20 protein-coding genes and 1 pseudogene are annotated in these 22,664 nt (G+C 73.3%); 11 read left to right on the forward strand and 10 right to left on the reverse strand.

All coding sequences use genetic code 11. The annotated features are described in order from the left end of the window. Positions 1 to 60 precede the first annotated feature (60 nt). Together DMB42_RS28860 and DMB42_RS28865 are read right to left on the reverse strand one after the other, a co-directional pair. Positions 61 to 243, reverse strand: a complete 183-nt coding sequence (locus DMB42_RS28860; protein WP_125638307.1) for a hypothetical protein — start codon at positions 241 to 243, stop codon at positions 61 to 63. Then, entirely contained in the window at positions 243 to 2,594 is a 2,352-nt protein-coding gene (locus DMB42_RS28865; protein ID WP_125638309.1) for an excinuclease ABC subunit UvrA, read from the reverse strand. The genes DMB42_RS28860 and DMB42_RS28865 overlap by 1 nt, the downstream gene beginning before the upstream one ends. A 136-nt stretch (positions 2,595 to 2,730) precedes the next feature. Here DMB42_RS28865 and DMB42_RS28870 point away from each other — a divergent pair, with 136 nt between their 5' ends. From DMB42_RS28870 to DMB42_RS28885, 4 genes are all read left to right on the forward strand, one after another. Further along, positions 2,731 to 4,260, forward strand: coding sequence for an alpha/beta fold hydrolase (locus tag DMB42_RS28870; RefSeq protein WP_125638311.1), 1,530 nt, complete (start codon positions 2,731 to 2,733; stop codon positions 4,258 to 4,260). A 168-nt stretch (positions 4,261 to 4,428) separates the two neighbouring features. Further along, complete coding sequence (locus DMB42_RS28875) at positions 4,429 to 4,950, forward strand: snapalysin family zinc-dependent metalloprotease (protein WP_125638313.1); 522 nt, start codon at positions 4,429 to 4,431, stop codon at positions 4,948 to 4,950. A 135-nt stretch (positions 4,951 to 5,085) separates the two neighbouring features. Continuing rightward, positions 5,086 to 6,507, forward strand: coding sequence for a hypothetical protein (locus DMB42_RS28880; protein WP_125638315.1), 1,422 nt, complete (start codon positions 5,086 to 5,088; stop codon positions 6,505 to 6,507). Positions 6,508 to 6,651: 144 nt separating this feature from the next. Further along, entirely contained in the window at positions 6,652 to 7,881 is a 1,230-nt protein-coding gene (locus DMB42_RS28885; protein ID WP_125638317.1) for a low temperature requirement protein A, read from the forward strand. Here the strand turns inward: DMB42_RS28885 and DMB42_RS28890 are convergent. Together DMB42_RS28890 and DMB42_RS28895 are read right to left on the reverse strand one after the other, a co-directional pair. Next, entirely contained in the window at positions 7,815 to 8,618 is an 804-nt protein-coding gene (locus DMB42_RS28890) for an N-acetyltransferase (protein ID WP_125638319.1), read from the reverse strand. The two genes, DMB42_RS28885 and DMB42_RS28890, sit on opposite strands and share 67 nt — an antisense overlap. A gap of 136 nt (positions 8,619 to 8,754) precedes the next feature. Continuing rightward, entirely contained in the window at positions 8,755 to 9,375 is a 621-nt protein-coding gene (locus DMB42_RS28895) for a hypothetical protein (RefSeq protein ID WP_125638321.1), read from the reverse strand. A 67-nt stretch (positions 9,376 to 9,442) separates the two neighbouring features. On the opposite strand from DMB42_RS28895, the gene DMB42_RS28900 reads away from it, so the two are divergent. From DMB42_RS28900 to DMB42_RS28910, 4 genes and pseudogenes are all read left to right on the forward strand, one after another. Further along, on the forward strand, positions 9,443 to 10,048 hold the full coding sequence (locus DMB42_RS28900) for a TetR/AcrR family transcriptional regulator (protein WP_125638323.1): 606 nt from the start codon (positions 9,443 to 9,445) through the stop codon (positions 10,046 to 10,048). Beyond that, a pseudogene (locus DMB42_RS56400) lies at positions 10,036 to 10,107 on the forward strand (hypothetical protein); the annotation flags it as partial. The gene DMB42_RS28900 and the pseudogene DMB42_RS56400, both read left to right, overlap by 13 nt. Before the next feature lie 481 nt (positions 10,108 to 10,588). After that, a complete protein-coding gene (locus DMB42_RS54370; protein ID WP_221762397.1) occupies positions 10,589 to 10,924 on the forward strand; it encodes a hypothetical protein in 336 nt (111 codons plus the stop codon). Continuing rightward, positions 10,921 to 11,412 (forward strand): nitroreductase family deazaflavin-dependent oxidoreductase, encoded by a 492-nt coding sequence (locus tag DMB42_RS28910; RefSeq protein ID WP_260478011.1) that lies wholly within the window; start codon positions 10,921 to 10,923, stop codon positions 11,410 to 11,412. The genes DMB42_RS54370 and DMB42_RS28910 overlap by 4 nt, the downstream gene beginning before the upstream one ends. A 17-nt stretch (positions 11,413 to 11,429) precedes the next feature. On the opposite strand, the gene pip is transcribed toward DMB42_RS28910, so the two are convergent. Next, on the reverse strand, positions 11,430 to 12,386 hold the full coding sequence (gene pip / locus DMB42_RS28915) for a prolyl aminopeptidase (protein ID WP_125638325.1): 957 nt from the start codon (positions 12,384 to 12,386) through the stop codon (positions 11,430 to 11,432). A 54-nt stretch (positions 12,387 to 12,440) separates the two neighbouring features. Further along, complete coding sequence (locus DMB42_RS28920; protein ID WP_125638328.1) at positions 12,441 to 12,971, reverse strand: helix-turn-helix domain-containing protein; 531 nt, start codon at positions 12,969 to 12,971, stop codon at positions 12,441 to 12,443. Between the two features lie 57 nt (positions 12,972 to 13,028). Here DMB42_RS28920 and DMB42_RS28925 point away from each other — a divergent pair, with 57 nt between their 5' ends. Continuing rightward, positions 13,029 to 13,871, forward strand: a complete 843-nt coding sequence (locus DMB42_RS28925) for an alpha/beta fold hydrolase (protein ID WP_125638330.1) — start codon at positions 13,029 to 13,031, stop codon at positions 13,869 to 13,871. Here the strand turns inward: DMB42_RS28925 and DMB42_RS28930 are convergent. From DMB42_RS28930 to DMB42_RS28945, 4 genes are all read right to left on the reverse strand, one after another. Then, on the reverse strand, positions 13,855 to 15,192 hold the full coding sequence (locus DMB42_RS28930; protein ID WP_185844916.1) for an MFS transporter: 1,338 nt from the start codon (positions 15,190 to 15,192) through the stop codon (positions 13,855 to 13,857). The genes DMB42_RS28925 and DMB42_RS28930 overlap by 17 nt on opposite strands. 94 nt (positions 15,193 to 15,286) lie before the next feature. Beyond that, on the reverse strand, positions 15,287 to 15,574 hold the full coding sequence (locus DMB42_RS28935; RefSeq protein WP_125638332.1) for a hypothetical protein: 288 nt from the start codon (positions 15,572 to 15,574) through the stop codon (positions 15,287 to 15,289). A 115-nt stretch (positions 15,575 to 15,689) separates the two neighbouring features. Continuing rightward, positions 15,690 to 17,438 carry a CBM35 domain-containing protein gene (locus DMB42_RS28940; RefSeq protein WP_125638334.1) on the reverse strand — a complete coding sequence of 583 codons (1,749 nt, stop codon included), beginning with the start codon at positions 17,436 to 17,438 and terminating at the stop codon, positions 15,690 to 15,692. Between the two features lie 76 nt (positions 17,439 to 17,514). Further along, on the reverse strand, positions 17,515 to 19,923 hold the full coding sequence (locus tag DMB42_RS28945) for a PQQ-dependent sugar dehydrogenase (RefSeq protein ID WP_125638336.1): 2,409 nt from the start codon (positions 19,921 to 19,923) through the stop codon (positions 17,515 to 17,517). A gap of 355 nt (positions 19,924 to 20,278) precedes the next feature. On the opposite strand from DMB42_RS28945, the gene DMB42_RS28950 reads away from it, so the two are divergent. Both DMB42_RS28950 and DMB42_RS28955 read left to right on the forward strand, forming a co-directional pair. Beyond that, positions 20,279 to 21,028 carry a helix-turn-helix transcriptional regulator gene (locus tag DMB42_RS28950; protein ID WP_125638338.1) on the forward strand — a complete coding sequence of 250 codons (750 nt, stop codon included), beginning with the start codon at positions 20,279 to 20,281 and terminating at the stop codon, positions 21,026 to 21,028. Positions 21,029 to 21,112: 84 nt separating this feature from the next. Further along, a complete protein-coding gene (locus DMB42_RS28955) occupies positions 21,113 to 22,648 on the forward strand; it encodes a long-chain fatty acid--CoA ligase (RefSeq protein WP_125638340.1) in 1,536 nt (511 codons plus the stop codon). Positions 22,649 to 22,664: the final 16 nt, after the last annotated feature.

Genomic DNA, 22,664 nt, shown 5'->3' on the forward strand with positions numbered 1-22,664 from the left:
AACACCACACTCTAGGAGGCCTCCAGGCGCTCCCGTCCCGCCGAGCCGGACGAGCGTACGTCAGCCCCGCGTCAGGGCCGAGATCACCTGTTCGGCCGTGGTGACCTCGGGGAACTGCACGAGCCACCAGGTCGCGCCCGCCGCCTCGTACGGGCCGGCGTCCTCCGCGCGTACGGCCAGATCGGCGAGCACGCGCGGATCGGCCAGTTCGCCGAACGGCGGCAGGTACAACCCGCGGCGCATCACAGCAGCCCCTTCAGATGCGGCGCGGTACGGCTGCGCGGGCTGGCCGCGACCCGCGCCGGCGTTCCGGCCGCGACGACGGTGCCGCCGGCCGAACCGCCGCCGGGCCCGAGGTCGATGACGTGGCCGGCGGTCGCCACCACGCGCATGTCGTGCTCGGCGACCACGACCGTGCCGCCGCCGCCGACCAGGTCGTGCAGCCGGTCCATGAGCACGTCGGTGTCGTGCGGATGCAGTCCGGTGGACGGCTCGTCCAGCAGGTAGATCGTGGACTCGGCCCGGCGGCCCTGCAACTCGGCGGACAGCTTGATGCGCTGGGCCTCGCCGCCGGACAGCTCGGTGGCCGGCTGGCCCAGCCGCAGATAGCCGAGCCCGACGTCGTGCAGCGTCTCCAGCGGGCGGCGGACGGCGGGGACGTCGCCGAAGAAGCCGGTGGCCTCGTCGACCGTCATCGCCAGGACCTCGGCGACCGTCCGGTCGCGGTAGGTCACCCGCAGGGTGTCGGGGTTGTAGCGGGCGCCGCCGCAGTCGGGGCAGGGCGCGTACGTCGTGGGCAGGAAGAGCAGCTCGACCGCCACGTAGCCGTCGCCCTGGCAGGTCTCGCAGCGTCCGCCCGCCACGTTGAAGGAGAAGCGCGCGGGGCCGTACCCGTGGGCGCGGGCGCCGTCCGTGGCGGCGAACAGCTTGCGTACGGTGTCGAACAGCCCGGTGTAGGTGGCCAGGTTGGAACGCGGGGTGCGGCCGATGGGCTGCTGGTTGACCCACACCACCCGCCGGTCCGCGGCGGCTGCCTCGGCGATCGCCTCCAGCAGGCTGCTCTTGCCCGAGCCCGAGACCCCGGTGACCGCGGTGAAGACGCCGAGTGGTACGTCCACGTCCACGCCGCGCAGGTTGTTGCGGGTCAGGCCGCGCAGTTCCAGCAGGCCCGACGGGCGGTGGGCCGGGCGTTCCGGCACGACGGCGGCGAACAGGTAGCGGCGGGTCACCGATCCTTCGACCTCGCGCAGCCCGGCGACCGGCCCGCTGTACAGGACGCGCCCGCCGTCGCCGCCCGCCCCGGGGCCCACGTCGACCAGCCAGTCGGCCTGGAGTACGACGTCCATGTCGTGCTCGACGAGGCAGACGGTGTTGCCGCCGTCGCGCAGGCGGCGCAGGAGCTCCGACAGCGCGGCGCAGTCGGCGGGGTGGAGGCCGGCCGAGGGTTCGTCCAGTACGTACACGACGCCGAACAGGCCGGCGCGGAGCTGGGTCGCCAGCCGGATGCGCTGCAGCTCGCCGCTGGACAGGGTCGGCGCGGGCCGGGCGACGCTCAGGTAGCCGAGCCCCAGCTCGTCCAGCACCTCGATGCGGTCGAGGATGTCGCTCGCGAGCGCCCCCGCGGGGCCCGGCTCGCCCCTGGACGGGCCCAGCACGCCGGCCAGCTCGCTCATCGGCAGCGAGGCCAGCTCGACGACGGTCCTGCCCGCGTACGTGACCGCCAGCGCCTCGGGACGCAGCCGCCGTCCTCCGCACGTCGGGCAGGTGCGGCGGGTCATGAACCGCTCGGCCCGCCGGCGGCTCTTCTCGCTGGCCGAGGAGGCGTACGCCTTGAGCACCAGCCGCCGCGCGCTGGCGTATTTGCCCTGGTAGGGGCGGTGGATCCGGCCGGCCTCGCGCACCGGGTGAACCGTGACGACCGGCTCGTCCTCGGTGAACAGGATCCAGTCCCGCTGCTCCTGGGGCAGGCTTCGCCAGGGCCGGTGGATGTCGTAGCCCAGCGTCGCCAGGATGTCGCGCTGGTTCTTGCCCTGCCAGGCGCCCGGCCACGAGGCGATCGCGCCCTCCGCGATGCTCAGCGCCGGATCGGGGACCAGCGACTCCTCGGTGACCTCGTGCAGCACGCCCTGCCCCTGGCACTCCGGGCACGCGCCCGCGACCGTGTTGGGGGAGAAGGCGTCCGAGTCCAGGCGCGGCGCGCCCGCGGGGTAGTCGCCGGCGCGCGACATCAGCATCCGCAGCGAGTTGGACACCCTGCTCAGCGTGCCGACCGTGGAGCGTGCGGACGGCGTCGAGCGCCGCTGGCCGAGCGCGACCGCGGGCGGCAGGCCGGTGATGTCGTCCACGTCGGGCATGGGCAGTTGTTGCAGCAGCCGCCGCGCGTAGGGGGCGACCGACTCCAGGTAACGATGTTGCGACTCGGCGAAGATCGTGCCGAACGCCAGCGACGACTTGCCCGACCCCGAGATCCCCGTGAACGCCACGAGCGCGTCGCGCGGGATCGCGACGTCCACGTCCCGCAGGTTGTGCACCCGCGCGCCGCGCACCCGGATGCCGCTGACCACATCGTCTTCCACTCTGCGCAATCTACCCATCGCCCGCCGTACGCCCCCCGGCCGGTACGGGATGAGAGGGACAGGTACCAGGGGATGACCCGGTTCTCCTACTCCAGTCGGATGGTCTTGTCGGGTGAAGTGACCGATGATCAAACCCCCGACGATTGGAATCGCGATGCGAAGACCAGTCCTGATCCTCACCCTCTTAGCGGCCCTGGCGGCCCCGCTCGCGCCGGTCCCCGCGGCCGCCGCGACACCGTCCCAGGCCGTCAGGTGGGCGCCGTGCGCGGAGGATCCCGCGGTCGACTGCGGGACGCTGACCGTGCCGATCGACTGGAACAACCTGGGCGCCGGGACGTTCGAACTGGCCCTCGCCCGCCGCAGGGCGAGCGACCCGGCCGCCCGCATCGGATCGCTGGTGATCAACCCCGGCGGCCCCGGCGGCTCGGGCGTGACCAGCGTCCTGAACAACTGGCTCAGCTTCACCCCCCAGATCACCAGCCGCTTCGACATAGTCGGCTTCGACCCGCGCGGCGTGGCCCGCAGCCACCCGATCACCTGCTCGCTGGAGCTCGCCCAGCAGGCGCCCGACCCGCTGTCGATCAAGGACCAGGCCGGCTGGGACGCCCTGCTCGCCTTCAACAAGCGCTACGGCGACGACTGCCGCCGGCGCACCGGCCCGCTGTTCGACAACGTCCACACCGGGTACGTGATCCGCGACCTCGACGCCCTGCGCGCCGCGCTCGGCGACGACAAACTGACGTACTACGGCGTCTCGTACGGCACGCTGATCGGCCAGCTGTACGCCGAGCGTTACCCGCGCCGCGTCCGGGCCCTCGCGCTGGACAGCAACATGGACCACAGCCTCGGCACCCAGGCGTTCCTGGAGACCGAGACGTGGACCTCGCAGGACTCCTTCGACGAGTTCGTGTCCTGGTGCGAGCGGACCGCGTCGTGCGCGCTGCACGGCCGGGACCTGCGCGCGGTCTGGCACGACCTGCTGGGCCGGGCAGAACGCGGCGAGCTGACCTTCCCCGGGCAGCCGGGCGTCGTGCTGCGCAAGCTCGACCTGATCGGAGTGGCGTTCAGCGCGTTCTACGGCCCCGCCTGGAGCGAGCTGGCCGACCTGCTGGCCGCCATGGAGAGCGGCGCCCAGGTGGCGAGCCCGCTGCTCGCGCCGCCTGTGAAGGCGGCGGGGGAGACCGTCAACGACGCGACGTTCGTGTTCTGCCAGGACTACGCGCTGCCGGTCCGCGGCTACCGGGAATGGGACCGGCTGCTGCGCCGGTCGGCGGCCATCGCGCCGGACATGCTGGTCAGCGCCGCGGCGCACCCGCTCACGCTGGCCTGCCAGGGCGCGGCCACGCCCAACCCGCAACACCGGCTGAAGCTGGACGGCTCGCCGGGGGTGCTGCTCGGCAACGCGCTGCACGACCCGGCCGCCCCGTACACGTGGGCGACCGGCACCGCGCGGCAGGCCGGGCGGGCGGCCCGCCTGCTCACGTACGAGGGGTGGGGGCACGGCATCTACGGCCGCGGCGACTGCCCGACGGATGCCTTCGACCGCTACCTGCTCTCCCGTGACCTGCCCGCCAAGGGCACCCGCTGCCCGGCGGTCCCGCCCGCCGAGGTGACGCTCAAGCGCCTCCAGCCCTTCCCGGGCCCGCTGCCCGGCCGTCCCGGCTGGACGTCCGCACTGCGGTGACGTACGGCGGCGCGGCCCGCGGACGCCTTCCGCGGGCCGCGCCGTCCGGTGAACGGGCTGGGTCTGGCGTGGCGGCTATATCCCAGTGATAGGTGCGATTCGCTACTTCTCGGACGACCGAAGGCATGCATACCGTGACAGAACCCCCCAACTCCTGGAGGAGGATCCGTGTCAAGGTCTCTCCGGCATGTGCTTTCCGTCGTCCTCGCCCTCTCCTTCCTGCTGGTCACCTCCCCGGCCCAGGCCGCCGTCCTGGTCAGGGTCGTACGGTACGACGCCTCCCGCGCGGCCGAGTTCGTCAGCGTGGTCAACCAGGCGGCCCAGGTCTGGAACGCCAACGTGGTGAACGTCCGGCTGGTGCAGGGCACGCCCGCCAGCTTCGTCGTCCTGGCCGACAACAACTGGCCGAGGACACTGCCCACCAGCCTCGGCCGCGGCACGATCTGGATGGGCCGACAGGCGGTCAACCAGGGCTACTACCCGCTCCGGATCGCCACCCACGAGATCGGCCACATCCTGGGCCTGCCCGACCGGCGCACCGGGTTGTGCAGTGACCTGATGTCCGGCTCCAGCGCCCCCGTGAGCTGCACGAACGCCAACCCCAGCACGGCCGAACGGGCCGAGGTGGACCGCAACTTCGCCGGCAGCACCCCGGCGGTGGAGTTCGGCCGCGTGCACGAGAACCGCTGACCCGCGACCGCCGGCCGTCCCCGGCCCCGGCGGCCACGGGCGGGACGGCGGCGGCGACGGCGGCGGCGACGGGGTTGGCCGAACGGCGTTGATCGTATTGTCTGGGGGCATCGCCCCCGACGTGAGGATCAGAGCATGCCTCGTCCGAGAGCCGTCCTGCCAGTCCTCGCCGCCGCCGCCTCGATCCTGCTGATCAGCGGGTCCGCGGAGGCGGCGGCGGACGTGCCGTTACCCTCGGCGATCTTCCGCGCCACGCACAACAGCTATTCGGGCAATATCTCCGGCGCCAGGAACTCGATCGCCTACCAGCTCGACCACGGCATCCGCTTCATCGAGCTCGACATCCACGACAACGGCTACGCCACCGCCCTCGACTACTCCGTCGGCCACGACGCGCCCGGCGACGAGGTCGACCACGCGGGCAACCCGGTCTCGAACCTCCTGCGCGACTGGCTCGCGGTCATCGACGCCTGGTCCGCGGCACATCCCACGGCCGCCCCGATCGTCGTCGCCCTCGACATCAAGGACGACCTGACCGACAACCCCTCCTACGCCGCGGGCAACCTGGCCGCGCTCAACCAGAAACTCGTCTCCGCCTTCGGGCCCCGGCTGTTCCGGGCCGAGGACTACCCGGCCACCCCGCCGACCGTGGACGCGCTGCGCGGCCGCGTGCTCCCCGTGATCTCCGGCGACGGCGTGACCCGCACCCTGTACAAACGCGACATCGGCTCCAACCCGGCCGTGGCGGCCAACAACCGCGGCCAGGTCGTGGAGGTGCACGACTCGGGCGACGGCGTGCTGTGGTACTGGACCGGCACGTACGGCGCCGACGGCCGGGTGAGCTGGCTGCGCCACGGCCGCTACGACAACGGCGTGACCCCGGCCGTCGCCCTCTCCGACAACGGCGACCTGGTCGAGGTCCACCAGTCCCAGAACGCCACCACCCTCTGGTACCGCGTGGGACGCCTCGGCGCCGACGGCGAGATCACCTGGTCCGCCAGCCGCCAGTACGACAACGGCGTCCTGCCGACCGTCCGCTTCACCGACGCGGGCGGGACCCGGCTCCGCGAGATCCACCGCAGCCAGAGCAACAACCAGAACTGGCAGTGGACCGGCGCGCTCGACGGCGGCGCGATGACCGTCGCGTGGAGCGGCAACGCCAAGACCTCCGACGCCCGCTACGACAAGACCACCTCGGCCGGCGGTACGCCCCGCGTGCACGTGTGGACCGGCGCCGACGGCCCGACCCCGGCCAGGACGCTGCGGGTGGACACCGACGCGGTCACCGGCGACCGCATCCGCTACCGGCAGGTCGCCTTCGACGAGTTCCAGCGGGGCGACAGCGCGGAGCTCCAGCAGGGTGCGCTGTTCTACGCGGCACCCGCCGGGGAGTCGGCGTTCATCACCTCGGCACGGCAGGCCGGACGGCTCGTACGCGGCTGGGACTTCGACTCGGCGGGCCAGGCGACCGACCCGCCGGCCAGCTACCTGGCGACCAACCACCCGTACGACACCTGGTACCGGGACCTCCTGACGCGGGCCGGGGCCGTCGAATGACCGCCGGCCGCGCCGCGAACCCGGGAACGAGGCCCCGCTGACAGCCTGACTGTCACAATCCGGGACGCCGCCCTGTCTCAGTGCCGGAACACGAGCGACAGGAGCGAGATCTTGGCGGCAGCCGGCATCAGGGTTCGGATCAGGATGAGCGCACGTCCGATCGACGAGCCGAACCGCGTCTCCAGCCAGTTGGAGCTGCTGTTCGACCTCACCTTCGTGGTCGCGGTCGCGGCGGCCGGCGCCGGGCTCGCCCACGAGATCGGCGAAGGACACGCATTGAGCGGGATCGTCCCGTTCCTTCAGGTGTTCTTCGCGATCTGGTGGGCGTGGATGAACTTCACCTGGTTCGCGTCGTCGTACGACACCGACGACGTCGCCTACCGGCTGCTGACCATGCTGCAGATGGCCGGCGTGCTCGTCCTCGCGGCAGGCGTGCCGGCCGCGAGCGAGCACGCCGACTTCAGGGTCGTCACCCTCGGGTACGTCGTCATGCGGATCGGGCTCGTCGTCCAATGGGTGCGGGCCGGGGTCGAGGACCGGGCGCGGCGGCGTACCGCGCTGCGATACGCCGGCGGCGTCACCGTCCTCACGGCGGGCTGGCTCCTCCACTCGCTGGTCGCGCCCGTGGGCGCCGAGCTGCCGCTCTTCGTCGTCCTGGCGGCCCTGGAACTGGCAGTGCCCGGGTGGGCGGAGCGGGCCGGGCCCACCACGTGGCACCCCCACCACATCGCCGAGCGCTACGGCCTGTTCACGATCATCCTGCTCGGCGAGAGCGTGCTCGCGGCGTCCAGGGGAGTCGCGGCGGCGGTCGGGACAAGCGGGATCAGCGGCCGATTCGTGGTGATCGCGGTGTCCGGCCTCGTGGTGCTGTTCGCCCTGTGGTGGCTGTACTTCCTGGTGGAGGCCGGTGACGGGCTCAGCGACCGCCGCGATCGCTCGTACCTGTGGGGGTACGGCCACTACGGCGTCTTCGCGGCCCTGGCCGCGCTCGGCGCCGGGCTTGAGGTCGCGGTCGAGCAGAGCGGACGCGCCGCCGGGCCCCTCACGGCCGGATCTCTCGGCGCCGGGTCTCTTGCCGTCGGGTACGCCGTCGCGGTCCCGGTCGGCGTGTTCCTCGTCCTGCTCGGGACGGTGCACGCGCTGGTCGTGGCGGAGCCCGTGATCCGTCCCGTCCTGCTGACGGTCAGCGCCGTGGTCGTCCTGACGTTGCCGCTCGCGGCGCCCTGGATCGGCGTGCACGGCGTGGTCGCGGCGATCGCGGCGACCTGCGTGTCGTCGGCCGGGCTCACGGTCGCCCTGAACGCCGGTCAGGCCGGTCGGGGGCGGACCCGGTCGCGGTTCTCGCGTACGACGGTGAACCCCGCCGACCGGTAGAGCGCCACCGCGGCCTCGTTCGAGGACGGCGTCGCGACGGCGACCGCGCTCGCGCCCAGACGGGTCAGGGCCGCGCACGTGCCCAGCACGGCGTCGCGCCCGTGGCCGTGCCCGCGATGATCCGGATGCGTGCCGACCGGCTCCAGCAGCCCGCACCGGCCCACACCTGCGAACCAGCCGGTCGCGGCGGCCGCGGGCGCCCCCGACGACGTACGCACGAGCGCCTCCACGGCCATCCCGCCCGCCGGTGACCGTTTCATCGTGTCCCAGAGGCTGACGCTGAACGTGGATCCCGCGAAGGCCGACCGCTGCACCAGCGCCCGGTCGGCCGCGGTGGCCGCGCCGACCGGCTCGGCGCGGCTCGACACCGGCCGCGGGGCCCACGACATGACGAGCCAGGACTCCTCCCGATCGTGCTCCCACCCGGGCACGGGCAGGCCGTCGCACCAGTCCTGGCCGGGTTCGAGCAGTTCGTCGGCGTCGGCCGCCAGCGCCCCGAGGTCGGCCCCCGGCGCGGCGGTCACCCGCAGCACCGGACCGTCGAGGAAACCGGCCGCCACCGGCAGCTCGTCCTCGGTCCAGAGCAGGACGGCCGCGTCGTCGTACCGCAGGTGCCAGCCCACGTCCCCGGGATGCACGCCGCCGGCCGGGGCGTCGGGCGGCGTCCACTCGCGCAGCGCGCGCAGCGCCGGGCCGGTCCCGGCGGAGGTCAGGCGGTGCCGTACGAGCGAGATCATGCACGGCAGACTAACCAGCCCCCCACACCGTCACCAAAGGGTTTACGCGCTCGCCCGTACGGGAGGAACCGATGCGGCACGCTCCCCACCTCGACACCTCCGGCAGGACTGGGCCGGCGTTCGGGGTGCGGTGGGGTCAGGCGTTCGGCGCGGGGGCGGGTGGGGCCAGTTCGTCCGCGCGGCGGAGGTCCTTCGGGCGGCCCAGGGCGCGGCGCATCCGGACCAGGTCCTCGCGGGAGACGTAGTGGACCGCCAGCCCGCTCGGGCTCACGGCGGTGACCGCGCGGTCGAAGCACTCCCGGACCGGCAGGCCGCCCCAGGGGAGCGCCGGGGTGCAGCAGTCGCCACCGGCCCCCGGCGAGGTGAACGGCACCTTGGGCCGGAGGAAGGACTCCGGGCGGAGGGGCAGCGGCTCGCCCGTCTCGCCGGTGAGCCGGGCGCCGACGGAGGCGAACGCGGCGGCCAAGGCGGGGGCGTGGGCGGGGGTGCCGTCCCAGAGCACGTCCAGGTCGCCGGTCAGTTCGGTGGAGCCGTGCATGATGCCGGCGACCTGCCCGATCACCACGACCCGGACGCCGTGCCGCTGGAAGGCTCCGAGCAAGGGGAACGGGTCGAACCCTAGGGCGCCGTCCGTGTCGATCGTGCCGGCGTCGTCGTCGGCGTCCTTGTGGGACAGGCCGGTGGGGGGCCGTTCATGTGCCAGCTCGCGGATGCGGCGGGCGGCGGCGCTGAGGCGTTCCAAGGGGTCGTCGGTCATCTGATCATGCAACCACCGCTCGTGCCCGCGGCGCACGCGCCCTTCTCGTACGTGTTAAATTGGCCGTATGACCAACTTGGCCGATCGACCAAATTCGGCGCGAGGGGACCGCCGCCGCGAGCAACTGGTGGAGACCGGCGTCGCGCTGCTGCGCGAGCATGGGTGGCCCGGCGTCACCACGCGCGCCGTGGCCGATCGGGCCGGCACCAACCCCGGCCTGATCCACTACCACTTCGGCGGGCTGCCCGGCCTGCACGAGGCGATCTTCCGCCGGGCCACCGACCTCGTCGTCACCCCGCTGGTCACCGAGTTGCTGAACGCCGAGGACGAGCGCGCGGCGCTGACCCTGATGCGCGCCATGCCGGACCGCACGGCGGCCGACGAGCCGACGACCCGGCTGGCGGCCGAGCTGATCGTGGGCGCCACCCGCGATCCCGCCCTGGGCATGGTGCTGCGCGACGAGCTCCGCCGGGCCCGCGGCCTGATCGCCACCCGCCTGGCGAGCCTGCGTCCCGGCTGGACGGCCGCCCGGCTGGACGGCGTCGCCACGCTCGTCACCGCCGCGATCGACGGCCTGATGTTGCACTACATGATCGATCCCGACCTTCCCGTCGACGCGGCGCTGTCGGCGGTGGAGGACCTGCTGGAGGAGGGCGGCTCGTGCGGGTCCTGATCTGCGGGGCCGGCATCGCCGGTCTCACGCCGGCGTACTGGCTGCGGCGGCGCGGCTTCGAGCCCGTGGTCGTCGAACGCGCGCCGCACGGCCGGCTCGGCGGCTACGGCGTCGACTTCTTCGGCACCGGCCACGACGTCGCCGCCCGCATGGGCATCCTCGGCGCCCTCGCGCCCCACCGGCTGCCGATCGACTCGGTCGAGTTCGTGGACGCCTCCGGCCGTCCCGGTGCCCGGCTGACGGAGGCGCTGCTCGACCGGGTCATCCGGGGCCCGCACCTGTCGTTGATGCACACCACCATCGAAGGCGCCCTCCTCGACGCCGTCGCCGGTGACGTCGAGGGCTGGTCTTCGGCCCCGAACCGCGTTTCGCCCGTCACCTCGGCTGCCGCCTGGCCTCCTTCCCGGTCCCCGACCGGTACGGCTGGGGCCGGGTCCGCGCCCACTACACCGAGCCCGGCCGGCAGGCCGTCGTCTACCCCACCGGCGAGCCGGGCCGGCTGGTCGCCCTGCTCCTGTTCAGATCGCCGTACGGGGGAGTGTGCCGCGCGCCGAACGCCTGGACCTGCTCCGCTCCCGCTTCGGCGGCATGGGATGGATCACCGGGTCGCTGCTGGCCGAGGTGCTGGCGGGCGGGGGCGGTCACGAGCGCGCGTTCGCCCGCTACGAGTCGCGGATGCGGCCGGAGGTGACGCGGCGGCAGCGCAACGCCGCGCTGTTCGCCAGGTCGCTCGTGCCCGGCGGCCGGGCCGGGCTGGTCGCGCAGGGCCTGGTGAACCGGCTGATCATGCGCGAGACGTTCGCGCCGCTGTTGCGCAGGCAGTTCGGCGCGGGGAGCATCCTGCCCCCGCCCGCCGGCCTCGGAAGGGACCGATGACCATGGAGATCGTCAACCGGCCGGACCCGCCGGCCGGGCTGCGCCGGCGGTTGTGGCGCCTGCCCATCCTGCTCTACCGGCTGGGCCTCGGACCGCTGCTGGGAGGCCGCGTCATGCTGCTCACCCACACCGGACGCGTCTCGGGCCTGCCCCGCCGGGCGGTCATCGAGGTCGTCCGGCACGACGGCCACGGCTACGTGGCCGCCTCCGGCTTCGGCCCCAAGGCCGACTGGTACCGCAACGTCATGGCCACCCCGCGGGTGACCGTCCAGGTGGGGGGCCGCCGTCTCCGGGCGACCGCCGTGCCGCTCGAGGCCGCCGAGGGCGCGGAGATCATGGCCCGGTACGCGCCCCGCCACCCGGCCGCCGCCCGCCGCCTCTGCCGGATCATGGGGTTCGCCGTGGACGGCAGCGTGGCGGACTACCGCGAGGTCGGCAGGCACATCCCGTTCGTGCGTTTCATCCCGGGTGATGCCCCTTCTTCGTGAGCCGCCCGTGGTGGACCTCAGGACGCGGCGAAGCCGTCCAGCGCCTTGAGTATCTCGTCGCGGTAGGTGCCGCTGCCGGTGTGCCCGGAGTCCTCCACGACCACCAGGCGCGCCTCGGGCCACGCCTGGGCCAGGTCCCAGGCGTACTCCAGGGGCGCGCCGAGGTCGAAGCGGCCGTGCAGGAGCACGCCGGGGATGCCCGCCAGCTTGTACGCCTCCCGCAGCAGCACACCCTCCTCCAGCCAGGCGTCGTTGGAGAAGTAGTGGGCGCAGACGCGGACCAGCGCCGCCAGCCGGTCCGGCGGCCGGTCGCTGTAGGCGTTGGGCTTGCCGTTCACCTCCAGCGAGATGACCGTGTCCTCCCACGCCGTCCAGTCGTGGGCGGCCTTGACGCGGACCGCCGGGTCGGGGTCGGCCATCAGACCCCCGTAGGCGCTCAGCACCTCGCGCAGGCTGCCGCGATCGGCCTCGGGCACCCCCTCGCGGAAGCGCCGCCGCTGCTCGGGGAAGAAGCGGCCGACGCCGTCGTACAGCCAGTCGATCTCCGAATGGCGGGTCATGGTGACGCCGGTGACGACGATCTCCGAGACCCGCTCCGGATGGGCCTCGGCGTAGGCCAGGATCAGCGTCGAGCCCCAGGAGCCGCCGTACAGCAGCCAGCGCTCGACGCCCAGGTGCTCGCGCAGCCGTTCCATGTCGGCCACCAGGTGGTGGGTGGTGTTGGCGGACAGATCGGTGGCCGGGTCGGCGGCGTGCGGCCGGCTGCGGCCGCAGTTGCGCTGGTCGAACAGGATGACCCGGTAGCGCTCCGGGTCGAAGCTGCGCCGCTGGCCGGGCGTGCAGCCCGACCCGGGCCCGCCGTGCACGACCAGGGCGGGTTTGCCGTCGGGGTTGCCGCACGCCTCCCAGTAGACGAGGTTGCCGTCGCCGACGTCGAGCAGGCCATGATCATAGGGTTCGATCTCGGGATACATCCGGCCACCGTACTAGCGTCGCCGACGGCCCCGGACCGGCCTCGTGCGGCGCGGTCACGGCCGCGCGGAGGGGAACAGGATCGCGCTGAGCAGGTAGGGGGCGCGGCCGGGCTCGGGGGTGTTGGCCAGCCGGTCGCGCAACACCGTGAGCAGGTCGGCCAGCATCGCGTCGAGCTCATCCGGGCTGAGCCACAGGGTGCCCTGCCGGTAGGAGACCGAGTCGGCGACCGGGTCGGCGACCTCGCGGCGCAGGTAGGCGTCGAACTCGGCGATCAGGACGGCCATGGCCGCGGCGAATCCCCGGCGGTGGTCGTCGAGCGACATCGCGGCGGCCGCGCCGGCCTCGATCGCGGGACGGTCCTGGCGCAGCCGGTAGCGGCGCTCGGTGGCGCCGCGTCCGCGCTGCTCGCCGTCCACCTCCAGGAAGCCGCCCTCGGTGAGGTGGGCGACCTGGCGGTACATCGTGATCTTCGGAACCTCGGGCATGCGGGCGCACAGTTGCGCGATCGTCATCGTGTCCGCCGCGGCCACGGCGTGCACGATGCGCAGCCGTACCGGGTGCAGGAGTTGCTCCACAGGGTCCATGGCCTAACGATTTCATATGAGATACCGTTATCCAAAATGAAAACGTAGGGGGTCGTCATGCGGGAGACGCAGGGGCGGGCGGTGCCGGTGAACGGCGGGCACGTCTACGTCGAGGAATTCGGGCAGGGGCCGTACCAGGTGGTCTTCGAGGCGGGCGGGGGGTGTGGCCGTACCTGCTGGGACCGGTTGACGCCGCTGCTGGCCGAGACGGTCGGGCTGGTCACCTACGACCGCGCCGGGCGGGCGCGCAGCGGCCGGGTCGCCGGGCTGGACATCGACGACCTGGCGGCCGACCTGGTCGCGATGACCGAGGCCGTCGTGCCGGGGGAGTTCGTGCTCGTGGCGCACAGCATGGGCGGGCTGGTCGCGCGCCGCGCCGCCGGGCGCTTGGGGTCCCGGCTGCGGGGTCTGCTGCTGGCCGACGTCCTGCCGGAGACCTCGCCGGTGTACGACACGTGGGACGCGACCACCGAGCGGATCGACCGCATGCTGGCGGTCTCGCAGACGCTCAGCCGGTTCCGCCCGGTGGCGCGGCTGTTCAGCGGGAACGTCCGGCGGCTGTACTCGGCCGACACCTACCGGACCATGCTCACCGAGGACTTCACCCCCGCCGGGGTCGCCCAGACCCGCCGGGAGATCCGGGCGGTGGCCGCCGCCGTACCGAGGTTCCGCGCCGAGCCGCCCCCGCTCCCGGAGTGCCCGACGATCGTGTTGTCGGTCGAGCGCGCCGCGAAGGGCCGGGAGCGGCAGCACGCCGAGAACCGCGAGCACCAGCGCCGCTACGCCGAGAGCCTGCCCGACGGGCGCCACGAGGACGTCGCCTCGGGACACCTAGTCCAGGCCGAGCGGCCGGAGCTGGTCGCCGACCGGATAGAGCGGCTGCTCAACCGCACTCCCTGACCTCCTCGGGAGCAACGCCGCCGGGCGCCGTACGTCCCGGCCGCGGACGCGCGGGGGCGGCGGTGAGGCGTCTGTCCGCCACGGCGACCACCGCGGCGACCAGCACGAGCGCCGCCCCGGCGGCCAGCAGCGGCCGGGGCCCCAGGACGAGCGCCGCCCCTGCGCCGGCCGCCCCCACCGAGGACAACCCCATCTTGAGCCCCGCGATCGACACGAAGACCTGCGCCCGCGCCCCGGGCGGCGAGTACGCCGACCGCGCGGCCAGGCTCGCCGCGAACAGCGGCGCGTTGGCGAACCCGGCCAGCCCGAACGCCGCCACGGCCACCGGGTAGACGGGCGACAGCGCGCACAGGGCCAGCGCCACGGCCAGGATCACCACGTGCCGGACCGTCAGCCGCTCCGGCTCTCCCCGCAGCGGGAACGCGGTCACCGCCAGCGAGCCGGCCAGGTTGCCCAGGCCGTACACGGCGGCCAGCGCGGCGCCGGCCGCCTCCCCGTGGCCGAGCCGGGCGCCGAACTCGACCGCCACCACGGTCAGCCCCCCGGCGGTGACGGCGGTGAGCAGCGTCGCGACCAGCACCCGCCGCAACGGCCCGAGCGTGACCATGAGCCCCAGCGCCTGGCGCACCGTCAGTACGCCTTCGCCCCGGCGCCCCTCCCGAGAGGCGACCGTCTCGCCCGGCAGGCCCGGTTTCCTGGGGTCCGATTCGCCGGGCAAGGTCGGTTTCCTGGGGTCGTCCGGCAACGTCAGTACGACGGCGCCCGCCACCACGGTGGCCACCCCAAGGCCGAGTACGGCCGACAGTGGGTCGGCCACCGCCGCCAGCCCGGCGACCAGGGCCGGACCGGCCGTGCCGCCCACCCCGTACGTGACCGCGTCCCAGTCCTCGGCCCGCCCGCGTGCCATCCGCGCACGTACGGCGATCTCCGGCAGCCGGCTGCTCAGCCCGCCCGTCACCATGGGACCGCCGGCCCCCGCGAGCAGGAGCAACGCGCCCACCACGGGCAGCGGCGCGACCCCCATGAGCGCCGCGCCGGCCGCCAGCGCCGCCCCGTGCAGCACGAACACCCCGGCGAGCAGCCGCCGCCCGTCGGCGGAGCGGTCCAACTGGCGGGCCAGCCACGGGCCGAGCAGGTGCGGCACGGTCAGCAGCGCCACGAACAGCCCACCGGCCGCGGCCCCCTGGGGGAGGCGCCGGACCGCGAGCAGGACCAGGCCCACGGTCGCGCCGCCGTCCACGCAGCGGACCAGCGTCGCCGCGCCGACGTAGCGGACCACGGGCCAGCCGGCGAAGGGAAGGTCTGTGAGTGTGCGGGGCAAGGGTCAGCCGTCCGCGCGGGCGGCGGCGGCACGTGGCCCGCGTTCCGAGGAGACCGGTCAAGAGGGTCCGGCCGGTCGTGCGGGTGGGGCGGGCTCAGGAGTGGCCGGTGAGGGCGCGGCGGACACGATCCACCAGCCCGGCCCACGGCGTCCCGGAAGAGCCCGGAGTGCCGGGTGTGGTGGGGTGTGGCTGGTCCGGTACGGCGTGCCTGGCCCGTACGGCCTCGGCGCCCAGCTCCAGCAGCCGCTCCCGCGGGCAGGACTCCCGTACGAGGGGGAAGATGTCCGTTCGGCCGGTCATCCCCGCCAGCTCCGTGAACATGCGCTCGATCTCGCGGTGATCGGCGATCAGCACGTCGATCAGGTCCTGCCGCTCCTCCACGCCATGCCCCCCGCCGGCTCGTTCCCCTGTGGTTACGCACTGTGACAGTGCCCGGTGCGGGCGGCGCAAACCTGGCCGCCCCACCGAGCCCTGCGCGTACGTCGCTCCGGGACGGTCAGTTGGCGTCGATGAACCGCTGGGCGAGGGTCCTGCCCAGCGTGACGGCCTGGTTGTGGTTCTCGGCGGCGGAGACCTTCGTGCCCGAGCCGGTGAACACGATGTACGTGACACCGGCGTCGGTGCCGCCGTTGCTCGGGTCCGGGTTGATGCCCAGGTCGGCGGCGGTGCGGTAGGAAGCCTCGCCGATGATCCCCGACGGGCCGGTGTCACCCATGACCGCGTACTCCACCTGGCCGTTGTAGACGACGGCCACCACCGTCCCGCAGCCGATGCCCTTGGTCCGGTAGTCCCAGATCGAGCTGGGGCTCGGCACCACCACGTACGGGAGCTGCGCCGCGTTCAGCGGCGTGTCGGACGTGGTGTGGCAGAACGTGTCGGCCTGGAAGCAGCAGTCGGTGCTCTCGTTGCACTGCGTGGTGCGCACGCCGTCGCAGTCGATGTCCATGTCGCCCTTCCAGAACACGCCGCCGGTCTTGCCGCACACCGCGACGGTCCCGGAGGAGACGTCGGAGTCGGTCTTGTACGTGCCGTTGGAGATCTGAGCGCACGAGGTGACCTTGGCGAGGAGCTGGTCGGCGGTCGGCCCGGAGGTGCCGCCGGCCGCGGTACCGGTGACGGCGGCGCTGTGCCCCGACTCGTTGCCCGCCGCGTCCAGCGCGGTGATCGTGTACGTGTGCGCGGACCCCGAGGCCAGCCCGCCCACGGTCGCGCCGGCGGTCGGCGAGGTCGCCACCACGGTGGTGCCCTCGTAGACGCGGTAGCCGGTGACGCCCACGTTGTCGGTGGAGTCGGTCCAGGCCAGCGAGATGCTGCTCGCCGACACGCCGGTCACCCGCGGGCCCGCCGGGACGGTGGGCGCCTGGCCGTCCGCGCCGCCGGCGCCGCTGACCGACAGCCGGTCCACGTTCGGGCCGCCGTCGGCGCCGGTGCCGGTCGCGCGGACGGTGTTGACGCCGGCGTTCAGGGTCACGGTGGCGCGGCCGTCGGCCCAGGTGTCCCAGCTCCCGGTGCCGGGGAAGGCCAGGCCGGGTACGGCGGTGACGCCGTTGACGGCGATGTCCATCGGGCGGGTGACGGCGGTGCCGTTGGCGTAGCGGAAGGTCAGCGTGTGGCTGCCGGCCTCGGCGACGTTGACCGACCATTCGATCGAGCCGCCGGCGGCGTTGACGTAGTCCACGAACCCGGTGCCGGTGTAGCCGGTGTGGTTGGTGGCGACGGCGGCCTGCGCGAGCGTCGCCGCCTCGGCCTGGTACTCGGTGGCGGGCGCGTCGGCGGTCGTGGCCTCCAGGTAGTCGAGGTTGGGGTTGCCTCCGGCGGAGGCGGCGGTGACCCGGATCGTGTTGTCGCCCGCGCGCAGCGTGGCGGTGAGGGTGGAGGTCGCCCAGGTGTCCCAGTTCGCGGTGGCGCCGAACGAGCGCCCGGCCGACACGACCGCGCCGTTGACAGAGACGTCGGCGACCCGGGCCGAGCCGGTGCCGTTGGCGTACCTGAGGGCCAGGGTGGCGGTCCCGGCCGCGGGGGCGTTGACGGTCCACTCCGTGTACGGGCCCGCCGCGTTGGCGCTGTTGACGAACCCGGTGCCGGAGAACCCGGTGTGATTGGCCTCGACGGCGCCCTGGACGTTGGTGGCGTTCTCGGCCTCGTAGCGCACGGTCGCCGCGCGGGCGGGCAGCGCCACCAGGGCGGAGACGGCCAGGCAGGCGGCGGCGACCGGGACGAGGGCGCGTAAGCGGGATGGGAGCACGGTCCTACCTCGGGGGGTGTCGAAGGGGCAGGTCAGGGGTGCCGGCGGCCGCGCGACGGCGCGGCCGCCGGTGGCCTCACTGGATGGCGGAACGCCGGATCGTGTCGGCGCTCCCGTCGCCGTTGTTGTCGGAGTTGGTCGAGCCGAACCAGATCGCGGCGGCGTTCGGCACCTTCTCGACCGCGCGCAGCCGGCCGTACGTGCCGTTGAAGTAGGAGTTGACCGTCGAGACGTTCTCGCCGTTCAGCACGATGCGCCACAGTCGTTGCCCGCGCAGCGCCGCCATGAAGATCGTGTTGTTGACGATCGCGATGCCGCTCGGCGAGGCCTCGGCGACGCCCCAGGTGTACTTGGGGTTGGTCATGCCCGAGGTGGTGCAGGTGCCCTCGCAGGTGGGCCAGCCGTAGTTCTTGCCGGGCTGGATCAGGTTGAGCTCGTCGCGCGAGGAGTTGCCCAGCTCCGAGGACCACAGGCGGCCGGCCGAGTCCCAGGCCAGGCCCTGCGGGTTGCGGTGGCCGTAGCTGTAGACGCGGGTGCCGAACGGGTTGCCGGGCGCCGCCGCGCCGGTCCTGGTGATGCGCAGGATCTTGCCGTTGAGCGAGTTCAGGTTGGGCGCGTTGGCGGACTGCTGGGCGTCGCCGGTGGTGGCGTACAGGTAGCCGTCGGGGCCGAACCTGATGCGGCCGCCGTTGTGGTACCGGTTCTTGTCGATGCCCTGGAGGATCGAGGTGTAGCCGCTGAGCGTGCTGCCGTTGAAGTTCATCCTGGCGATGCGGTTGCCCTCGGCGGCGGTGTGCATGAAGAACACCTCCTGGTCGGTCGTGCCGTTCCAGGTGGGGGAGAGGTCCAGGCCCATGAGGCCGCCCTCGCCGTCGGTGGTCTGCACGTTCGGCACGGTGCCGACCTGCGTCTTGACGCCCGCCGGGGTCACCTTGAACACCTTGAACGTGTCCCGCTCGGTGACCAGCGCGTACGAGCCGTCCGGCGCCCAGGAGACGTCCCAGGGCACGTCCCAGCCGCCCGCGACACTGGCGGGCGTCTGCGGCACGGTCCCGCAGGTCCCCGTGGTGAACGAGGCCGAGGCCGCGCTCGGCGCGGAGAGCTGCCCGGCGGTGTCCCGGGCGACGACGTCGAGCTGGTACGTGCGGGCGCACTCCAGCGGCACGCTCGCGGTGGTGGCGGGCGGGGCGCCGGTGACGGTGGCCAGCACGGTGCCGGAGGCGTGGTCGCGGACCAGGTAGGCGCGTACGCCGCCGTCGTCGGTGGAGGCGGCCCACGTGACGGTCGCCGACGTGGGCTGGACGCCGCTGACGGCGGGCTGACCCGGCTGCGACGGCGGGTCGTCCGGCGGCGCGGGCAGCGTGTGGCAGGCGGCCTCCGGGCTGCTCAGCGAGACGTTGCCGGAGGCGTCGCGGGCGAACACCGAGAGCTGGTACCCGAAGTCCGGGCTCAGCCCGGTCAGCGTGGCGGGCGGCGCGGGGGCGGTGGCGATGAGCTGGCCCTGCTGGTAGATGTCGTAGGCGGCGACGCCGATGTCGTCGGTGGAGGGCGGCCAGTCCAGTTTCAGGCTGTTGTGGGTGATCTGGCTGCACACCGGCTGGCCGGGCGCGGTCGGCTTCTGGGTGTCGCCCGGTCCGCTGACGCGCAGCCGGTCGAGGTTGGGGCCGCCGTTCGCGGTGGTCGCGGTGGCCCGTACGGTGTTGGCGCCCGCGTTCAGGGTGGCGGTGAGCGTGACCTCGTTCCAGGTGGTCCACGCGCCGGTGCCGGGGAAGGAGCGGGTGCTCGCCGTGCCGTTCACGGAGACGCTCATCGGCCGGTCGATCGTGGTGCCGTTGGCGAAGCGCAACGCCAGGCTCTGCGGGCCGGTGGCCGCCGCGCTGACCTGGAACTCGACGTACGAGCCGAGCGCGTTGTCGTAGTTGACGAACCCGGAGCCGGTGTAGCCGGCGTGGTTGGACTCCACGACGCCCTGCGCGATCGTGGCCGTCTCGGCCTGGTAGTCGGTGTAGCCGCTGACCTTGACCTCGGCGTCGAGGTAGTCCCAGTTGGGGTTGCCGCCGGCCGTGGCCGCGGTGACCCTGATCGTGTTGGGGCCCGCCTTGAACTGCGCGGTCATCGTGACCGTGGCCCAGGTGTCCCAGTCGGCGGTGGGGGCGAAGGCCCGCGAGGCGGCCAGGACCGAGCCGTTGACGGCGATGTCGGCCGGCCGGTCGGCGGCGGTGCCGTTGGCGTAGCGCAGGGCCAGCGTGGCGGTGCCGGCGGCGGGCGCGTCGACGGTCCATTCGACGTACGAGCCGGCGACGTTGTCGCCGTTGACGAAGCCGGTGCCCGAGTAGCCGGTGTGGTTGGACTCGACGGCTCCCTGCGAGACCGTGGCGTTCTCGGCCTCGTACCGGGTGGGCGCGGCGCCGGCGGGCCCGGCGGGTACGGCCAGTGCGGCGGCGACCAGCACGAGGACGCATAACCGGGACTTCCACAGGTTCATCGGGTGGCTCCTGGGGGGTGAGCGGCTTTTCATCGTGTTCCCACAAGGAGCCACACCCGTCAACAAGTTGCCGATCTTGGAACGATCCAAGTTTAGGAAACTTTCCTAACTCTCAACTCGGAAGAGGTAGGAAGACATCCGATGTGCAAAGGACGCTGGACAGGCATTTGCCGGAGATGTATGCCTGAGACAGGGATGAGATCGGATCTGTGTTCGCCGCCGTACGACAGGAGGGCAAACCGTGCCGCTCAGAAACCGACATCGTACGGCGGGCCGGTTCGGCACGCCCCCTTCACACGGCGGCCTCCCGGCACGACGATCGGAGGCCGGAACCCTGCCCTGACGAGGAGGCGCGATGGCGCATCTCTGGCGCGGCTGGTGCTCGCTGCGCCCCGGCCTCCTGCTGTACGGCGGGACCATCGGCACGAACCAGCTCCACGCCCACCACGCCGTCCACCTGATCGTCGCCGCGGAGCCCTTCACCATGGCCGACGCCCGCGGCCGCCGGCTGACCACCCTGGCCGCGGTCGTCCCGCCCGACACCGGCCACACCCTCCTCGCGGGAGCGCGCGGGGCCCTGCTGGCGCAGCTCGAACCGGGCGGCTCGGCGGGCCGCGCCCTGCTCGCCCGTTCGGGCGCCGGCCCCGACGCGCCGACCTGGGGTCAGCCTTTCACGGACGCGGCCACGCCCCCGTTCGCCGACCCCGCCGAGGCCGCGCACGCCCTGAAGCTCGTCGAGCACTGGACCGGCCGCCCCGGCCCGGCGGAGGTTCCGGCGCACCCGGCGGTGGAACGGGCGGTGGCCGTCATCCCCGCGCTGCTGCGCTCGGGACCGGTGCGCCTCGACACGCTCGCGGCGGCGGTGCACCTGTCGCCGAGCCGGCTGGCGCACCTGTTCAGCGCGCACGTGGGGATCCCGCTGCGCCCCTACGTACGCTGGCGGCGCGTCCAGCACGCGATCGCGCTGGTGGCCGCCGGTGAGACGCTGACGGACGCCGCCCACAGCGCCGGGTTCACCGACGGGCCGCACTTCACCCGGGTCTTCAGGCGCACGTTCGGGACCGCGCCCTCCACGCTGGCCGCCGCCGTCGAATGGCTGCCCTGAGAACGGCACGTTCGTACAAGCCCTGACGGCTCCGGCCCCGCATCCTTGGGGGCGTACGCCCAGTGCCCCGAGGAGAAGGCCGCGATGCTCAATCTGTCGATCATTCTGGAGGACAGCGCCCGCAACACCCCGGACCGCACCGCGCTGGTCCTCGGCGACCTGCGCCTGCCGTACTCCATGGTGGACTCCGTCGCCAACCAGGTCGCCGCCCTGCTGGCGGCACGGGGGATCGGCAGGGGCGACAAGGTCGCGCTGCTCTGCCCGAACCTGCCCTACTTCCCCTTCGTCTACTTCGGCATCCTCAAGGCGGGGGCGGCGGTGGTGCCGCTCAACGTGCTGCTGCGCCCGCGCGAGATCGCCTACCACCTGACCGACAGCGACAGCAGGGCGTTCTTCTGCTTCGAGGGCTCGGCCGAGCTGCCCATGGGCGCGCGGGGGCGGGAGGCGTACGACGCCGCCGAGGGCTGCGAGCACTTCTTCGTCCTGCCCGCCACGCCCCTGGCCACCGAGTCGGAGCACGGCGAGTCGTTCTGGGCGGCGCTGGAGGGCATGCCGGCGCGGTTCGAGACCGTGCCGACCGCGCCGGACGACACCGCGGCCGTCCTCTACACCTCCGGCACCACCGGCCGGCCCAAGGGCGCCGAGCTCACCCACCTGAACCTCCTGGTCAACACCATGGTCAGCGACGAGATGTTCCCCGCCGACCCCGAGGGCGACGTCGCGCTCGCCGTGCTGCCGCTCTTCCACTCCTTCGGCCAGGTCGCGGTGATGAACGTGAGCGTGCGCCGCCGTGCCACGCTGGTGCTCCAGCCGCGCTTCGAGGCCGGCGCGGCGCTGGAGCTGATGCGCGGCGAGAAGGTGACCATGTTCGCCGGGGTGCCGACGATGTTCTGGGCGCTGCTGTCGGAGCTGCGCGCCGGCGGCGCGGCGCCGCCCCCGGCGTCGCCGGTGGCGGTGTCGGGCGGGGCCGCCTGCCCGGTCGAGGTGCTCAAGGACTTCGAGGCCGCCTTCGGCGTCCCGATCCTGGAGGGGTACGGCCTGTCGGAGACCTCCCCGGTGGCCTGCTTCAACCGGCCGGGCCGGCCCACCAGGCCCGGGACCATCGGCCTTCCGGTCTGGGGCGTGGAGATGCGCCTGGTGGACGGCGACGGGAACGTCATCGAGGGCGGGGGCCCCGGTGAGATCGCCGTTCGCGGCCACAACGTCATGAAGGGCTACTACGGGCGCCCCGAGGAGACCGAGGAGGTCCTGCGGGACGGCTGGTTCCTCACCGGCGACCTCGCCACCCGCGACGAGGACGGCTACTACGCCGTCGTCGACCGCACCAAGGACATGATCATCCGGGGCGGGTTCAACGTCTACCCGCGCGAGCTGGAGGAGGTGCTGATGACGCATCCGTCCGTGTCGCTGGCGGCGGTGGTCGGCGTCCCGCACGCCTCGCACGGCGAGGAGATCAAGGCGTACGTCATCCCGGCGCCGGGGGCGGCGGCGAGCGAGGACGAGCTCATCGCCTGGTGCCGGGAGAACATGGCGGCCTACAAATACCCGCGGCTGATCGAGTTCCGCGAGAGCCTGCCGATGACGGTCACCGGCAAGATCCTCAAGCGCGAGCTGCGCTGACCGCCCGGCCCCCTCG

Source organism: Nonomuraea sp. WAC 01424 (assembly GCF_003947315.1).
GTDB classification, from domain to species: domain Bacteria; phylum Actinomycetota; class Actinomycetes; order Streptosporangiales; family Streptosporangiaceae; genus Nonomuraea; species Nonomuraea spiralis.

Coding starts and splice junctions, on each gene's coding strand:
- DMB42_RS28880 (WP_125638315.1), top strand. CDS start 5,086: ATGCCTCGTCCGAGAGCCGTCCTGCCAGTCCTCGCCGCCGCCGCCTCG.
- DMB42_RS28890 (WP_125638319.1), bottom strand. CDS start 8,618: ATGATCTCGCTCGTACGGCACCGCCTGACCTCCGCCGGGACCGGCCCG.
- DMB42_RS28920 (WP_125638328.1), bottom strand. CDS start 12,971: ATGGACCCTGTGGAGCAACTCCTGCACCCGGTACGGCTGCGCATCGTG.
- DMB42_RS28885 (WP_125638317.1), top strand. CDS start 6,652: ATGAGCGCACGTCCGATCGACGAGCCGAACCGCGTCTCCAGCCAGTTG.
- pip (WP_125638325.1), bottom strand. CDS start 12,386: ATGTATCCCGAGATCGAACCCTATGATCATGGCCTGCTCGACGTCGGC.
- DMB42_RS28865 (WP_125638309.1), bottom strand. CDS start 2,594: ATGGGTAGATTGCGCAGAGTGGAAGACGATGTGGTCAGCGGCATCCGG.
- DMB42_RS28955 (WP_125638340.1), top strand. CDS start 21,113: ATGCTCAATCTGTCGATCATTCTGGAGGACAGCGCCCGCAACACCCCG.
- DMB42_RS28870 (WP_125638311.1), top strand. CDS start 2,731: ATGCGAAGACCAGTCCTGATCCTCACCCTCTTAGCGGCCCTGGCGGCC.
- DMB42_RS28945 (WP_125638336.1), bottom strand. CDS start 19,923: ATGAACCTGTGGAAGTCCCGGTTATGCGTCCTCGTGCTGGTCGCCGCC.
- DMB42_RS28925 (WP_125638330.1), top strand. CDS start 13,029: ATGCGGGAGACGCAGGGGCGGGCGGTGCCGGTGAACGGCGGGCACGTC.
- DMB42_RS28900 (WP_125638323.1), top strand. CDS start 9,443: ATGACCAACTTGGCCGATCGACCAAATTCGGCGCGAGGGGACCGCCGC.
- DMB42_RS28950 (WP_125638338.1), top strand. CDS start 20,279: ATGGCGCATCTCTGGCGCGGCTGGTGCTCGCTGCGCCCCGGCCTCCTG.
- DMB42_RS28910 (WP_260478011.1), top strand. CDS start 10,921: ATGACCATGGAGATCGTCAACCGGCCGGACCCGCCGGCCGGGCTGCGC.
- DMB42_RS28895 (WP_125638321.1), bottom strand. CDS start 9,375: ATGACCGACGACCCCTTGGAACGCCTCAGCGCCGCCGCCCGCCGCATC.
- DMB42_RS28860 (WP_125638307.1), bottom strand. CDS start 243: ATGCGCCGCGGGTTGTACCTGCCGCCGTTCGGCGAACTGGCCGATCCG.